The sequence below is a fragment of the Roseovarius sp. EL26 genome (assembly GCF_900327775.1).
Classification (GTDB): Bacteria; Pseudomonadota; Alphaproteobacteria; order Rhodobacterales; family Rhodobacteraceae; genus Roseovarius.
This window is the reverse complement of sequence record NZ_OUMZ01000006.1, coordinates 475,308-490,306: the sequence shown is the minus strand read 5'-3', so window position 1 is coordinate 490,306 and position 14,999 is coordinate 475,308. Positions and strand designations below refer to the sequence as shown.

Annotated in this window: 14 protein-coding genes; 6 read left to right on the top strand and 8 right to left on the bottom strand. The window is 52.7% G+C overall.

Translation table 11 applies throughout. From position 1 onward, the window contains the following. Positions 1-88: 88 nt before the first annotated feature. Positions 89-1,096, top strand: a complete 1,008-nt coding sequence (locus tag D9A02_RS07210) for a D-cysteine desulfhydrase family protein (protein WP_120500434.1) — start codon at positions 89-91, stop codon at positions 1,094-1,096. Positions 1,097-1,307: 211 nt separating this feature from the next. Beyond that, positions 1,308-2,156, top strand: a complete 849-nt coding sequence (locus tag D9A02_RS07200; protein WP_120500298.1) for a DUF1989 domain-containing protein — start codon at positions 1,308-1,310, stop codon at positions 2,154-2,156. Here the strand turns inward: D9A02_RS07200 and D9A02_RS07195 are convergent. The 4 genes from D9A02_RS07195 to D9A02_RS07180 form a co-directional block, all read right to left on the bottom strand. Next, complete coding sequence (locus tag D9A02_RS07195) at positions 2,153-2,599, bottom strand: GNAT family N-acetyltransferase (protein ID WP_120500297.1); 447 nt, start codon at positions 2,597-2,599, stop codon at positions 2,153-2,155. The two genes, D9A02_RS07200 and D9A02_RS07195, sit on opposite strands and share 4 nt — an antisense overlap. 66 nt (positions 2,600-2,665) lie before the next feature. Beyond that, positions 2,666-4,645, bottom strand: a complete 1,980-nt coding sequence (locus D9A02_RS07190; RefSeq protein WP_120500296.1) for a protein meaA — start codon at positions 4,643-4,645, stop codon at positions 2,666-2,668. A gap of 155 nt (positions 4,646-4,800) precedes the next feature. Next, positions 4,801-5,376: a VPLPA-CTERM sorting domain-containing protein gene (locus tag D9A02_RS07185; RefSeq protein ID WP_120500295.1), complete on the bottom strand. Its 576-nt coding sequence runs from the start codon at positions 5,374-5,376 to the stop codon at positions 4,801-4,803. 199 nt (positions 5,377-5,575) lie between these two features. Beyond that, a complete protein-coding gene (locus tag D9A02_RS07180) occupies positions 5,576-6,076 on the bottom strand; it encodes an N-acetyltransferase (RefSeq protein WP_254054574.1) in 501 nt (166 codons plus the stop codon). 255 nt (positions 6,077-6,331) lie between these two features. On the opposite strand from D9A02_RS07180, the gene D9A02_RS07175 reads away from it, so the two are divergent. Together D9A02_RS07175 and ccrA are read left to right on the top strand one after the other, a co-directional pair. Continuing rightward, on the top strand, positions 6,332-7,708 hold the full coding sequence (locus tag D9A02_RS07175) for a 1-acyl-sn-glycerol-3-phosphate acyltransferase (protein WP_120500293.1): 1,377 nt from the start codon (positions 6,332-6,334) through the stop codon (positions 7,706-7,708). Positions 7,709-7,844: 136 nt separating this feature from the next. Beyond that, positions 7,845-9,131 carry a crotonyl-CoA carboxylase/reductase gene (gene ccrA / locus D9A02_RS07170; RefSeq protein ID WP_120500292.1) on the top strand — a complete coding sequence of 429 codons (1,287 nt, stop codon included), beginning with the start codon at positions 7,845-7,847 and terminating at the stop codon, positions 9,129-9,131. Between the two features lie 765 nt (positions 9,132-9,896). Here ccrA and D9A02_RS07165 read toward each other — a convergent pair. Continuing rightward, complete coding sequence (locus D9A02_RS07165; protein WP_120500291.1) at positions 9,897-10,124, bottom strand: hypothetical protein; 228 nt, start codon at positions 10,122-10,124, stop codon at positions 9,897-9,899. Between the two features lie 138 nt (positions 10,125-10,262). On the opposite strand from D9A02_RS07165, the gene D9A02_RS07160 reads away from it, so the two are divergent. Continuing rightward, on the top strand, positions 10,263-11,786 hold the full coding sequence (locus D9A02_RS07160) for an ATP-dependent RecD-like DNA helicase (RefSeq protein WP_120500290.1): 1,524 nt from the start codon (positions 10,263-10,265) through the stop codon (positions 11,784-11,786). Continuing rightward, positions 11,783-12,496: an SDR family oxidoreductase gene (locus D9A02_RS07155; RefSeq protein WP_120500289.1), complete on the top strand. Its 714-nt coding sequence runs from the start codon at positions 11,783-11,785 to the stop codon at positions 12,494-12,496. Before D9A02_RS07160 ends, D9A02_RS07155 begins: the two co-directional genes overlap by 4 nt. Before the next feature lie 9 nt (positions 12,497-12,505). On the opposite strand, the gene D9A02_RS07150 is transcribed toward D9A02_RS07155, so the two are convergent. The 3 genes from D9A02_RS07150 to D9A02_RS07140 form a co-directional block, all read right to left on the bottom strand. Beyond that, positions 12,506-13,279, bottom strand: coding sequence for a TIGR02186 family protein (locus tag D9A02_RS07150; protein WP_120500288.1), 774 nt, complete (start codon positions 13,277-13,279; stop codon positions 12,506-12,508). A 3-nt stretch (positions 13,280-13,282) separates the two neighbouring features. Beyond that, complete coding sequence (locus tag D9A02_RS07145) at positions 13,283-14,197, bottom strand: sulfite exporter TauE/SafE family protein (protein ID WP_120500287.1); 915 nt, start codon at positions 14,195-14,197, stop codon at positions 13,283-13,285. Positions 14,198-14,321: 124 nt separating this feature from the next. Further along, positions 14,322-14,957: a LysE family translocator gene (locus tag D9A02_RS07140; protein ID WP_120500286.1), complete on the bottom strand. Its 636-nt coding sequence runs from the start codon at positions 14,955-14,957 to the stop codon at positions 14,322-14,324. Positions 14,958-14,999: the final 42 nt, after the last annotated feature.

The following is a 14,999-nucleotide window of genomic DNA, read 5'->3' as shown; positions in this document are numbered from 1 at the left end:
TAATGAAATTGGTGACAGGGGAATGCAGGACAAATCCAAACATGGCCGTAGGATTGACAAATATCCATCACAGGCCAGAGATAGGGTGATGACTATTGAAACGCTCTTATCGCAATTTCCACGCGCCTGCATGGGGCATCTTCCCACGTCGCTTGAGGCCATGCCCAACTTGGGCGCGGCACTCGGACTTGACCTGTGGATCAAGCGTGATGACTGCACCGGGATCGGGATGGGCGGCAACAAAGTTCGCCAGCTCGAGTTTTATCTGGGCAAAGCGCAGGCCATAGAGGCCACGCAGGTATTGATCACTGGCGCAGTACAGTCAAATTTCGTGCGCACCACGGCGGCAATGGCCGCACGCCTTGGCATGGGCTGCCATATCCAGCTTGAAGAACGCGTGCCCGATCCATCACCGCTTTACCGAGAAAACGGGAACGTGTTGCTCAACAAACTGATGGGGACCACTCTCTATAGCTATCCCGAAGGAGAGGACGAAACAGGCGCAGATAGGCGACTGCGCGAAATCGCAAAAGGTCTGAAAAATTCCGGAGAGATTCCATTCATTGTCCCGTTATCGGCAGACCACCCCCCAACCGGGGCGTTAGGCTATATCGACGCGGCGCGTGAACTCAGCAACCAATCGCAGACATTTGATGCGATTTACATCGGTTCCGGCTCGGCGCTCACTCACTGCGGGCTGTTGTTTGGCTTACGTCTACTCGGCGATCAGACACCTGTCATTGGCATCTGTGTGCGACGTGATGCAACAACGCAAACAACGCGTGTGCACCAACGCCTTGAAGATCTTTCACAGCTTTTGGAGTGTGAAAATCCAACTAACGGCGCGGACATTATTCTGGATGACTGCGCCCTTGCCCCCGGCTACGGAAAAATGTCGGATGACACGCGCAATGCCATCACTCTGGCCGCCCAGAAAGAGGGCCAGTTTCTGGACCCGACCTATACCGGAAAAGTCATGGCTGGACTGATCTACCATGCGCCCGAACGACAGCGGCAGAAAATATTATTTTGGCACACCGGCGGCCAACCCGCAATTTTTGCCTATGCTGATGACTTTGGGTTCAGTGCAAAATGATCATCCCCATCGGATTGTTGGCCGCCTTCATTCTTGTGTTGTTGTTCACCAACCGGCGTACGCGAAACTGTCGTTGGCGTGAAAATCGGAAGGACAATCAGCCCGGCGCTTACAAGTATAAATGCATGACCTGCGGTGCCGAGGTCTTTACATCAAACGCAAAACCGCCTTTGGATTGCGCAAGGAAACCGTCAAGCCGCCGAGGTGCCCCATGACACAGCCCATTGATGCCGCAGAACGCCGCGCCGTAAAACCTGTCATCTGTTATCCGAACGAGACACTGCCTGAACCTGACCTCGCACTCTATCAGTCGGCCCGCTCCACCGCGACGAAAGTGGATGAGGTTCTGATCCAACCCCGAGAGGCGGACACATTCCGCGTACAGGCTGGACACTTTTTTCGTATTTCGTCGGTCGAGGGACCTCAGGTTGGCGACTTAAACTTGTGGAATGCCGATGACATTTCAGAGCGATTCTATTCCGGAAAATCCCGCGCGTTGCATGGCACACATCTGACTACCGGCGAGCGTATGTGGACATCCTTTCCCGGCATGCGCCCGATGGCCACGATCACTGACGACACACTTGGTTGGTACGGCATTGATGAATATGGCGGATCGGTTCACGATGTGATCGGAACCCGCTGTGACCCTTACACCGGCAACCTGCTGAGCGGTTCACAATACCATCATTGCTGTCATTCAAACCTGACCCGTGCTTTAGCGGATGAACTGGGTATGTCGTTGGAAGAAGCAGAGCCGCATGTGCATGATGTTCTTAACGTTTTCATGTGCACGGGCTTCACCCGCGACACCGGCCAGTACTTTATGAAAGCCAGCCCCGTTCGTCCCGGTGATTACCTGGAGTTCTTTGCTGAGATCAATCTATTGGGCGCAATGTCTGCCTGCCCGGGAGGTGATTGTTCGTCCGAGCATTCAAGCGATAGCGCCGCGTGCTACCCTATGCTGATTGAGGTTTTCTCTCCAGCAGAGGGCGCTCTTGGCGAGTGGCAAAGTCCTGCCCGCAACGGCTATGATCGCAGTCACGGACGCTGGGTTTAGCGTGCGTATTTGATAAACGGCGTCAGGTTTGCAATCCGATCATACAGCTTGCGGGCCTCAGCGTTGAAATCCTGCGTCAGCCAATAGACCGATGGGCAACCATCTGTATCTGCACGTGCATAGACTGCCTCGATCAATTTACGGCCCATACCCTGCCCACGCACGGTCGGGTCTGCATAAAGATCCTGAAGGTAACAAACCTTATCAAGTCGCCAATTGTGTGCGTGATAAATATAATGCACCAGCCCTACAGGCGTATCACCCAGCACCGCAAGAAACCCGTTTTGATCTGGATGCTCCTTGGACAAAAGCCGATCAAAGGTTGCATCATAAACGGCGTCCGACACACTGCTTTCATAAAATTCAAGATAGGCGGTCCAAAGCACGCGCCATGCATCTTTGTCACCAGATTCAATCGGGCGGATAGTCAAGGTTTCAGACATAGCTATTCTTTCTGGCAGGACAGTTTATCTTAATCTTAGCCTGTCCTGCAAAAAGAACCAGAGGCGTTATTCAGCGGCGACGGCCTTTGGATCAGCCAATGCCACGACATCCATCATGATCGTGTTGAGTTCAAAATCCTTCGGCGTATAAACCCTCGCCACACCAAGCTCTCGCAAACGCTTGGCATCCTCATCCGGAATGATACCACCAACGATGACTGGCGTATCAGCTAAATCTGCCTCGCGCATGCGTTGCATCAATTCCTCAACCAATGGAATATGCGAGCCAGACAGGATTGATAATCCAACCACATGGGCTTTGTCTTCCAGCGCGGCATTCACGATTTCCTCTGGCGTGAGGCGAATTCCCTCATATCCTATGTCCATCCCACAATCACGGGCGCGAAAGGCAATTTGCTCTGCGCCGTTGGAGTGACCATCCAACCCCGGCTTGCCGATCAAGAACTTCAAACGGCGACCAAGACGGTCACTGGCCGCATCAACGGCATCACGAATTTCATCCAGTCCTTCAGTTTTGTTCGACGGACTGCCCGACACACCAGTTGGACCGCGATACTCGCCATGTACCGTACGCATCTGCGCAGCCCATTCGCCGGTTGTGACCCCAGCTTTAGCTGCCGCTATAGAGGCTGGCATGACATTCGCCCCCTTCTGAGCCGCTGCGCGCAGATTAGCCAACGCAGATTTAACCGCATCTGCATCTCGCTCAGACCGCCAAGCGTTCAAACGTTCAATCTGTTCGACCTCGACCGCGGGGTCGACCACCATGATGCCGCCATCGCCAGTCATCAACGGGCTGGGTTCTCCTTCGGTCCATTTGTTCACGCCGACCACAACAGTTTCGTTCTTTTCAATCCGGTTCAGGCGGTCGGCATTGCTGTCGACCAAACGTGATTTCATATATTCGATTGAGCCGATCGCGCCGCCCATGCCCTCAAGATTGGCCAATTCATGGCGCGCGCCATCTTTCAGCGCCTCAACTTTGCGATCAACGGCCGGGTTGCCTTCAAACAGGTCATCAAATTCCAACAGGTCCGTCTCATACGCCAGAATTTGCTGCATCCGCATTGACCACTGCTGATCCCACGGCCGTGGCAGGCCCAGCGCCTCGTTCCACGCAGGCAATTGCACAGCACGGGCTCGGGCCTTTTTGCTGAGCGTCACGGCCAGCATTTCGATCAGAATACGGTAAACGTTATTTTCCGGCTGCTGTTCTGTCAGACCAAGCGAGTTCACCTGCACGCCGTAACGGAAGCGGCGGTACTTCGGATTTTCCACGCCATATCGGGTTTCCAAAATTTCATCCCAAAGATCAACAAAGGCACGCATTTTGCACATCTCTGTCACAAACCGGATGCCCGCGTTTACAAAGAAGGAAATGCGCCCGGCTAACGCTGGGAAGTCCTCGGCCGGGACACGTGGTTTCAGCTCATCAAGAACGGCAATCGCGGTGGCCAGTGCAAAGGACAATTCTTGTTCAGGCGTCGCACCCGCCTCTTGCAGATGATAGGAACAGACATTCATCGGATTCCATTTTGGCACATTGGTATAGCAATATTCTGCCACATCGCCGATCATCTTGAGGCTGGGCTTTGGCGGGCAAATATAAGTGCCGCGCGACAGATATTCTTTGATCAGATCATTCTGAACAGTGCCCTGCAGCTTGGTCACATCAGCACCCTGTTCCTCAGCCGTTGCGATATATAACGCCAACAGCCAAGGTGCCGTCGCATTAATCGTCATCGAGGTGTTCATCTGCTCTAGGGGGATATCTGAAAACAACGTTCGCATGTCACCCAGATGTGAAACCGGAACACCAACTTTGCCGACCTCGCCACGTGCCAGCACGTGATCGCTGTCATACCCCGTCTGGGTTGGTAAATCAAAAGCCACCGAAAGCCCGGTTTGCCCCTTAGCAAGGTTAGATCGATAAAGCGCATTTGACGCCTTAGCTGTAGAATGCCCCGCATAGGTCCGGATCAGCCAAGGGCGGTCTTTCTGAATATCTTGCTGTGCTTGCGACATTTGAGATCTCCAATCCGAATCTAACTTGAAACATTATTGCGTTCCGAAACAGATATTAGAAATGATCGATCCCTGTCAACATGCTGCAATGCAGCACGCACAAAAACAAACAGCCGCCCGAAGGCGGCTGCAAAATTCAATCATGCCAGATAAAATCAGGCGTTGTTGCGACGACGGCGCGATGCGATGCCCAATGCACCCAAACCAGCCAACATCAAAGGCAGCCCAGCGGGCAATGGCACAGCGCCGATTGTCTCGCCTTTGAGGACCAGACCGGCGCCATCTGCTGGATCGTCAACAAACGTCCCAAAAAAGGTGGACGAGTCCGAGAATGAAGCCGAAACTGATACACCAATCAGTTCAAAGATGCTGACTCCAGAGCTTGGCAAACCGGTAAAGTCAGGATCAAGGGATGAAAGGCTAAATGTATCACCTGAAGCAAAATCACCTGCACCAAACGAAAAGCTTACTAATGATGTATCGACGCCTGCAGTGCCACCAACGATTGCGGTACCACCAACTGTACCGATGGTATCCCACACAACGGTGCCAGCATCAGCTGTTGCCCCATCAATAGATAAGTTCAGGACGTCTGCGCCAGAATTATCAAAGAAAAAGCTAATTGGGAAAAATGACGCATCAGGACCAGATGTATAACCAGTAAGCGATGCATGTGCCCCACTAGCTGATAACGCAACAATGGCAGTCGTCGCTAAAAGAGTTCTCTTCATTTCATTTACTCCGAGTAATCGTTACGTGTTTCATAATCATGCACGTTGAGCGCGCGCCAGAATCGCACTCTCAGATGGCATATTTCATGCTTTCTTATTGCACATCATGGCGAATAGCGCAAGATTTCACCACAATTTCACCAAAATGTGAGCCGCAATCGAATTCAATTTCCCGCATTGGGCATCATTGTTTCCCATATCACCCACTTAATGACGTAGGGCAGTGCATTTCTGTGCTTGATCGAAACCCATACAAATAGCACAAAAGGCCAAGATATTCAGTCTTACGGGCAACAAATCCATGTCGTTCATACAACGCCCTAGCACGCGGATTTGCATCAATCACATCAAGGCGCACCGATTGCAAATTTGACACACATGCCTTTTCCTTAATGCAGCAAAGGAGTTGGCTCCCAACTCCTTTGCCTCTGGCGCATTCGGCGACGAATATGCCATCCATCAATAAAACACCCGCCTCCACCTCACGTTCGAGAACAGACAACATCCCCGCCCGCCACAAAGCCCCGAATCCGCCGTAAATCTGCGCCAACACGCTAAAACTGCCGCCGACCATAGCGCCTTTTTCCGTCTTATACCCCGCCAACCCCAGCAGTTCCCCTGTACTGTCGTATGCGCTCAAGGCAAACGCAGGGTCTAAAACATACTCCAAAAAGCGTAACGCTTTCTCATCAGGAGCCATTACAAACCCCAACTTTTCACGAAACGCCTGCCAATACAGCCGCGCAGCGAGTGGCCTGTCGGCTTCATGAAATCCTTCAATGATCTGGACGTTTGCCATAATCTGTATATTGGTGCGCCCCTATCAGCACGCAAGCATCTGACAAAATGCGTTTCATGCGCTTAAAATTGTCTGACTGTATGAAATCGGGTGCCATTCAGAACAGGGAACTCTAAAAACCGTGGATCACGCAACTAGATCAAAGGGAACAACGACATGACACAGGCGATAGAACTGCCGCTATGGCTTTTCGTGCTGATCCTGTTGTTCGCAGTTGTAACCTTTGCATCGCACTTCTTGTTCCCTTCAGTACGCTGGTTTTTTCGACGCCGGATGGAGCGCGCAGTGGCGCGCCTAAATGAACGCCTCGAACGCCCGATTGAACCATTCAAACTGGCGCGCCGCTACGACATGATACAGCGGCTGATTTACGATCCCGAGGTCAATCTTGCGATTGCAGAGCATGCCAAAACAGAAGGCGTACCGGAAAATGTCGCCTTTGAAATGGCGCGCAGGTATGCACGCGAAATTGTTCCGTCTTTCAGCGCCACCGCCTATTTTGGATTTGCGATCAGATTGACCCGCTGGCTAAGCCAGTCTCTGTACAGGGTCAGAGTCGGCAACTTTGATGAATCCGCCCTGCGCAATGTCGACAAAGACGCCACGATTGTCTTTGTCATGAACCATCGCAGTAACATGGATTATGTACTAGTCACCTGGTTGGCCGCAGACCGTTCCGCCCTCAGCTATGCCGTCGGGGAATGGGCCCGCGTCTGGCCCTTATCGCGCCTGATCAGGGCTATGGGGGCCTATTTCATCCGGCGCAAATCACGCAATGCGCTCTATCGCAAAGTGCTTGCGCGCTATGTACGCATGGCAACCGAAGCTGGTGTCGCGCAAGCTGTATTTCCCGAAGGTGGTTTAAGCCTCACTGGCGACCTCGCCTCACCAAAGCTGGGTATATTGAAATACATCGTCGATGATAGGACCGAAAATTCAAAAGATGTGGTCTTTGTTCCGGTTGCCTTGAACTATGATCGGGTATTCGAGGATCGTGTTCTTGTCGCCGCAGGGCAAAAAGGCGAACGACGCTTTCCGGCGCGGATCAGTGTTGTCACTAGGTTCATTTTTAAACAAATCTGGCTGCGTTTGCGTGGAAAGTATCACAGACACGGCTATGCGGCGGCAAGCTTTGGCGCACCTGTATCGTTGAACAAATTTGAGCAGGAAAACTCAGGTGCGACGGTTGATGCGCTCGGCGCGCTTTTGATGGATAAAATTGGACAAGAGGTCCCGGTTCTGCCTGTGCCACTCGTGGCGCGGGCGATGATTCAGTCGGACGCACCTATCAGCCGTGAAGATCTGGAAATTTCCGTTGGCGAGATGATCAAACACCTCCCAGATGCACATGTCCACGTTCCAAGAGATGATCAGCGGTACGGCGTCACGGTTGGCGTCAGAAATCTACTGAAACGTGAGCTCATCCGCGAGGCTGATGGAACCTATGAAATTGTGAAGGAAGAACAAGAAATTGTTCGATTTTACGCCAATTCCATCGCCCATCTATTTTGCGACCGCAGCAAAATTGACTAATCTTTCTGCACTCGCGAAGTTATAAAATTACAAAACTGACATTCCAGGCATTGCATTGTTGCGCAAGCAATTATATTCCATGAGCAGAAACGCGATTCTGCATCGCGGCGAAACCCAAGTTTTAGGAGGCCCGCCCATGGCTCTGGACACCGAAAACGGCATCGCGCCCTACGATGCCCCCGAGAAAGACCTATACGAGGTCGGCGAACTGCCCCCATTAGGTTATGTTCCAAAGAAAATGTACGCATGGGCGATCCGTCGTGAACGCCATGGCGAACCCGATCAGGCAATGCAGCTTGAAGTCGTCGATGTGCCAAAACTCGACAGCCACGAAGTGCTGGTTCTGGTGATGGCCGCTGGTGTGAACTACAATGGCGTTTGGGCCGGTCTCGGCATCCCAATCAGCCCGTTTGACGTTCACAAAGCTGAATTCCACATCGCGGGGTCCGACGCTTCAGGTGTGGTCTGGGCGGTTGGCGACAAAGTCACCCGCTGGAAGGTAGGTGATGAGGTGGTCATTCACTGCAACCAGGACGATGGCGAAGACGAACACTGCAACGGTGGCGACCCGATGCATTCAAACAGCCAGCGGATTTGGGGCTATGAAACTCCAGACGGGTCCTTTGCACAGTTCACCAATGTGCAGTCGCAGCAATTGATGCCACGCCCCAAGCACCTAACTTGGGAAGAATCCGCCTGCTACACGCTGACACTTGCCACAGCCTACCGCATGCTGTTTGGTCACCATCCACACGAAATCAAACCTGGGCAAAACGTTCTGGTTTGGGGTGCGTCGGGTGGTCTGGGCTCCTACGCGATCCAGCTGGCCACAGCGGCCGGAGCCAATGCCATTGGTGTGATCAGTGACGAAGATAAACGTGACTTTGTCATGGGTCTGGGTGCCAAGGGCGTTCTGAACCGCAAGGACTTCAACTGCTGGGGTCAGCTACCCACCGTGAACACGCCAGAATATAACGACTGGTTCAAAGAAGTTCGCAAGTTCGGCAAGGCAATCTGGGACATCACCGGCAAAGGCGTGAACGTCGATATGGTGTTTGAACACCCCGGTGAATCTACAATGCCGGTTTCAACCTTTATTGTGAAAAAGGGTGGTATGGTCGTGATCTGCGCCGGTACCACTGGCTACAACCTGACCATGGACGCGCGCTATGTTTGGATGCATCAAAAGCGCATCCAAGGCAGCCACTTCGCCCACCTCAAGCAAGCTTCAGCTGCAAATCAGTTGATGGTCGAAGGGCGCCTAAATCCGTGCATGTCCGAGGTTTTCCCATGGGATGAAATCCCAGCGGCTCACGTCAAAATGCGCAACAACGAGCACAAGCCCGGCAACATGTCCGTGCTGGTTCAAGCCCCCACAACCGGCCTGCGTACCGTTGAAGAAGTGCTTGCTGCAGGCAAGTAATTCACAAAACATAATCGATATGCGCCCGCAATCAGATCTCTGGTTTCGGGCGCATATATTTTATCCCATCTAAATAGAAACTTTGAGCCCATTTTACCGATTTATTGTGGCGCAGCTCACATCTGTTATTCCACACTACAGGATAGTCAAGAATGGCTTTTATGTGGGTGACTTTGTGATTCACCCGGACCAATGACCGCGCGTCAGATCAAGGCTATAATAACTCCGCCAATGACAAAAAGAACCGTCGTTTGACGAAGCATCAACCACCCATAAGGTGTCAAAATGCCATCAATCGATCTTATTGCGTTTTCCCCTCCAACCCGTGAATGAAAGTTGGGGTTTATAGATTGCCTCCAACCTAAATACCGACCTATGGCAATGCTAATAGCCGCGACCAAAGATGAAATAATCGCGCCCCAGCATGCTGCACACGACCAAGAAACTGGGTGGCGCATAATTTTTTGGAGGATTGGCGCTACGGGGATCCAAGATACAATGTAGGAGATTGGTAAACCAATAGCAGTTATCCAAAGCCACATAAATGGATTAAATTGGGACAGAAAAGGTGCTGCGACCATCAACCATCCCAGCAAGGCAGACAGGTTTACTGCACGGTGTCGTTGCCTTTTTGTATACTTGTGAAGCGGTCATGCGGTATAGAATATCGAACGTTCTGCAATTAACGGGGTAGATTGGTCAGAAACGGGTAAGCAGATCTCCAAAAACCAATGGCGAATGGCAGAAAATCCCGCTTAACGGATCTTAACCACCAACGTAGACAGCATTCTTCGGACGGTAGAAAACCTTCTGATCATGTAATCGCCCCAGAAGCTCTTGAATACGTCGCACAGTATCTTCGCGATCTGTTCTACCATCTTCAGTTTCGCCCAGTTGAGCATGTGACAGCGCCGCCAGCGTACTTCGCAACCCTGTCTCAATGAGCTCCATATCAGAAACGGTCAGTTCAAACATGTCGTTGTGCTGGGGCATTGGCTGTATCCTTTTTCAAAGCTCGCTTAAGCAACAGTAGCACAGGCATTCACGTCATCGCACGGAAGATTTAAATTTCTGAAGGAATGAGAACGGCTTTCTCTGGAACGCCCCCGTACATAGGTCTAGGGTCGCGATATGACCCAGACCTCACTTACATTTTCCCATGATCAAGCCGAAGCGCATGATCGCATCACCGAGATGCTGCGTGGTGCTGGCGTCGATTTGGATCAAAGCCTGTTAACCCCGATGCAGGAAGGTAAAAACCGGGTGATGGCCGTTACAGGCAAAGCGGGATCTGGGAAAACCTTGTTGTTGGCGGAGCTTGTGAAGTCCTTGGATGAGGCTGGAGTTGACATCGTGTCGGGCGATTGGGAGGGTAAGAAGCGGCGCGATCGACGCACGCTAGCCATTTTGGCACCGACCAACAAGGCTGCCAGCGTCTTGCGCATGCGCGGCGTACCCGCGACCACCATTCACCGCATTCTATATACACCGGTCTATGACCCCGAGTATGAACGCATCGCCGAATGGCTGGCAGGTAACGGCGAACGGCCCGAGATTGAAGGATTGACCGACGAGGCGCTTGAACGGGCGTATGCGTTTTATCAAACACACAAATCAATCCCAGGTGCGCTGGCGGCGGCAGGATTGCGTGGCTCGGATTTCATCACCGGTTGGAAACGTCGCGAAGAACCGCTTGATATCGGGCTTGTCGATGAATCCTCCATGCTGGATGAACGCCAGTTTGAGGATCTCAAAGACATCTTCCCTACGCTTTTGCTATTTGGCGATCCGGCACAGCTGGCGCCGGTCAACCAATCCGGCAGCATGGTTTTTGATGCCTTACCTGCACCTGCGATTATGAACCTGCACCGTGTCCACCGACAAGACGCAGACAATCCCATTCTGGATCTGGCCCATGCGCTGGCTGACCCGGCACTTACGTTCGAAGCCTTTGAGCGCATGATCGAAGAGGCAGCGCGCAAGGATGACAGGGTGAAATGGGCGCAGCGGGTCGAGGTAGACCTGATGGCACGCTCGCCGGTTCTGGTTTGGCGCAATGTCACACGTATCAAGTTGATCAATGCTTTTCGGTTGGTGCATGGCGCGCCTGAAACCGAACTATTAGAAGGTGAACCACTGATCTGTGACGGGATCGAGCTACCACTCAAACACCGTAAGAAACGGCTGGATCTCGAGGCGCGCGGCCTGATCAAAGGCGCACAAGTGGTCTATCTGGGACCCGGTCGCAAACCGGGATTTTCCCGTCTGCATGTTATGGGCGCCGAGGACCCGCAGGTCAGTGCTGCCAGTATCGTAAAAATCGAAAAGCCGGGCGAGGAAGAACCGTTCATTCCCTTTGCCGCGCGTATGGGGGCAACATTCCTGCACGGCGCTGCGGTCACTATTCACAAGGCACAGGGCAGCCAGTGGCGCGATGTTCAGGTCTTTGCGCCCGATCTGTTTGTCGCTGCACGTATGAACCGCACCGAAGCGGGTCAACCCCTGTGGAAACGCTTGGCCTATGTTGCCATCACCCGTGCCGAAGAACGGCTGCATTGGGTCACGCGAAATCGCTTGTCGAAACCCGAACACCCGCTGCGCGTTGATGATCTACGCACCGCGCCTGTGCCGTTAGAGTTGGAGGTTCAGACATGAAATCGATACTGATTACCGGGGCCAGCTCTGGCATCGGGCTTGCTACCGCCAAGATGTTTCTTTCTGAAGGCTGGCGCGTTGGACTATTGGCGCGCCGCGCAGACAAGCTGTCTGAAATCGCGGATCAGCACTCCAATGCCACCGCATTGCCAGCCGATGTGACCAATCCCGCAGCGATGACACAGGCGTTCAAGGATTTCATGGCCGAGGCTGGCAGGCTGGATGTTCTGTTTAATAACGCAGGAATGTTCGGCCCCGCCGCACCGATAGACGAGATCGCACTAGAGGATTTCGATCAGGTGGTTTCAGTCAACCTGCGCGGCATGTTCATCGCCGCACAAGAAGCATTCAGGCAAATGCGCACGCAATCACCGCAAGGTGGGCGAATCATCAACAATGGATCGATTTCTGCGTATGTGCCGCGCGATAACTCAATCTGTTACACCACAACTAAACATGCCATCACTGGCATGACGAAAAGCCTATCACTGGATGGGCGACCGTTTGATATCGCCTGCGGTCAGATTGATATAGGCAACGCAGAAAGCGAACTTGTTGCGTCGCTAAAAGAGGCGCAACCGGGCATGCAAACCATGGCAGTTGACGATGCGGCGCGTTCCGTTCTGCACATGGCAAACCTACCATCTGGGGCCAACGTGCAGTTCATGACTGTGATGGCAACCAAGATGCCCTATATCGGGCGCGGGTAAAGGCCTGCGTTACCCCTGACGCAGCAAACGGAAAACCGCAGAGGCACCCCATCCGGCCGCAATAGCAATCGCCAGCGACATGATACCATAAAGCATCGGGTTCTCGCGTGACAGGTTATACAGCCAACGCTCTAACCCAACCTTGCGCACGTCAATCACCGTTTCATAGGCGGACACGACCTGTCCCCCACGGGTCAGGAAGATCCGCGTTGGATATTCGCCCTCGGTCAGGTTGGCCGGCATATCAATCGAGGTTCTGAACAAGGTTTGTTCATCGACCACAACAGAACTTTCGACAATCTTATAAAGTCCCTCATTCTCGCGAATCCGGATCACCGCATCGACAAACTCCGGCGTGCCGCTGTTCAGGATAGATGCACCGATTGAGCGGATTGCCCGGCCGATCGAAACACGATGCTCCAAATCGGAGGAATCGCTCATCACATCAGAAAACGGGCCACTTGTAGCAACCGCATAAAAGCTTGGCGCGGAATCGATCACGACGCTAGAGGTGTTGACCCAAATCCCAAGTTTTCGCGACTTGCGCCGCACAACCACAGGCTCTGATGGACCAGATATGGCAACGACCACTTCCAATGGTGGGCCCTCAGGCACAGGCGTATCACGTTTAACCGCGCCAAACACCAATAGCTCAGATCCGTCAAATGTCGCCGTTATGGCGATCTCATCTTTGCTGAGGCCCAGAACAACCTCTTCCGCGGCGAGTGCAGGTTGCGCGAATGCCAGTAGGAATGTGGCGATGATATAGAGCGAACGGATCATTGATTAATGCCCTCCGCTTTCGCCAAGAGAATACAACTCGGAGGGTTGAATAAGCAATTCCAAGCCCAATTTCACACAGACAGCAATAACCATGATCGAGAGCAAAATCCGTAGCTGCTCAGCTTTCATGCGTACCCCGATCCGGGTACCGATCTGGGCGCCGATAACACCACCTACCAACAACAAAACCGCCAGGGCCACATCAACGGTATAGTTGGTTGTGGCATGCAGCATCGTGGTAAAGCCGGTGACAAAAATAATCTGGAACAGTGACGTCCCAACAACAACCTTGGTCGGCATACCCAGCAGGTAAATCATAGCGGGAACCATGATAAACCCACCGCCAACACCCATAATCGCCGCCAAAATACCAACGCAAACCCCAACAATCAGTGGTGGAATGACGCTGATATACAGCCCAGAGGTCCGAAACCGCATTTTGAACGGCAGGCCATGGATCCAATTGTGCTTTTTGCGTTTTGGCGCAATGCCCGAGCGCGTATTGCGGATCGCCTTCAGGCTCTCAAAGAACATCATGCCACCAATGATGCCAAGGAACACCACATAGCAAAGCTTCACCAGCAAATCGACCTGACCCAGTGATTTAAGGTAGTTGAAAACCACCACACCCAAGGCCGCCCCGACAAGGCCACCAATCAGCAGCACCGTCCCCATACGCAGGTCTACGGTTTTGCGCCTCAAATGCGCCAAAACACCCGAGAAAGAAGAGGCCACAATCTGGTTTGCTTCGGTCGCCACGGCCACTGCTGGCGGGATACCGATAAAGAACAACAGCGGCGTCATCAAGAAACCACCGCCAACCCCAAACATGCCAGACAGAACGCCAACGGCCCCCCCCAATCCAAGGAGGAGGAAGGCGTTTACGGAAACTTCGGCTATGGGCAGGTATATAAGCATGAAATCCCTTACTCGCATGTCTAGTCACTTTGCAAGTCAGCATATGACCAGACAGGCCTCAGGTACGATCAAAATTTGTGAACTGGCCTTATGTTTCGTGATCAGCAGGTGATATCGCCTGCTCTTACAGCTCGGTCGTGGCCAATTTATAGGCAGCAAATCCAAAAAATGCACCAAGCCCCGCCTCGATCCAGCGACGTGCAACTTGGTACGCTGTCCGGATCGGTCTGGAAGAAAGCAATAGCGCCCATGCCCCATGGCAGCCAAAGGAAATCAGGAAGGCGCCGGTCACAAACAGCGCCACAATCAAGCCCCCACCACCTTCAGTCGCACCAATCGATGCAATTGCGAGCCAAAACACAATGGCTTTCGGGTTGCTGACCTGCAGCATAAAACCCGCCATAAAGATACGGTACAATGATTTTTGTTTAATATCGGAGGCTTTGATTACTGGTGGTTTGATTGCCTTTTGGAACGCATTATACGCCAGCCACAGCAGATAGGCTGCGCCAACCAGACGCATCACCCCCATGAACCAAGCCATTTGCGAAACAATCAACCCAATCCCCAAAAGTGTCGCAATGTTAATCACGATACTTCCACTCGCGATCCCCGCCGCACCAACCAGTGCCGGCCCGCGCCCCTGCGAAGTGGCGATTCCCAGTAACATCGCCACCGCAGGCCCGGGTGATGACGCCCCGACCAACAAGATCGCATATGCAGCAATAAATCCGGGCAGGTAGAGCACTAAATCTGGCATGGGATACGGGCCTTTATAAAACAAAATGAATAAAGTGTTCAC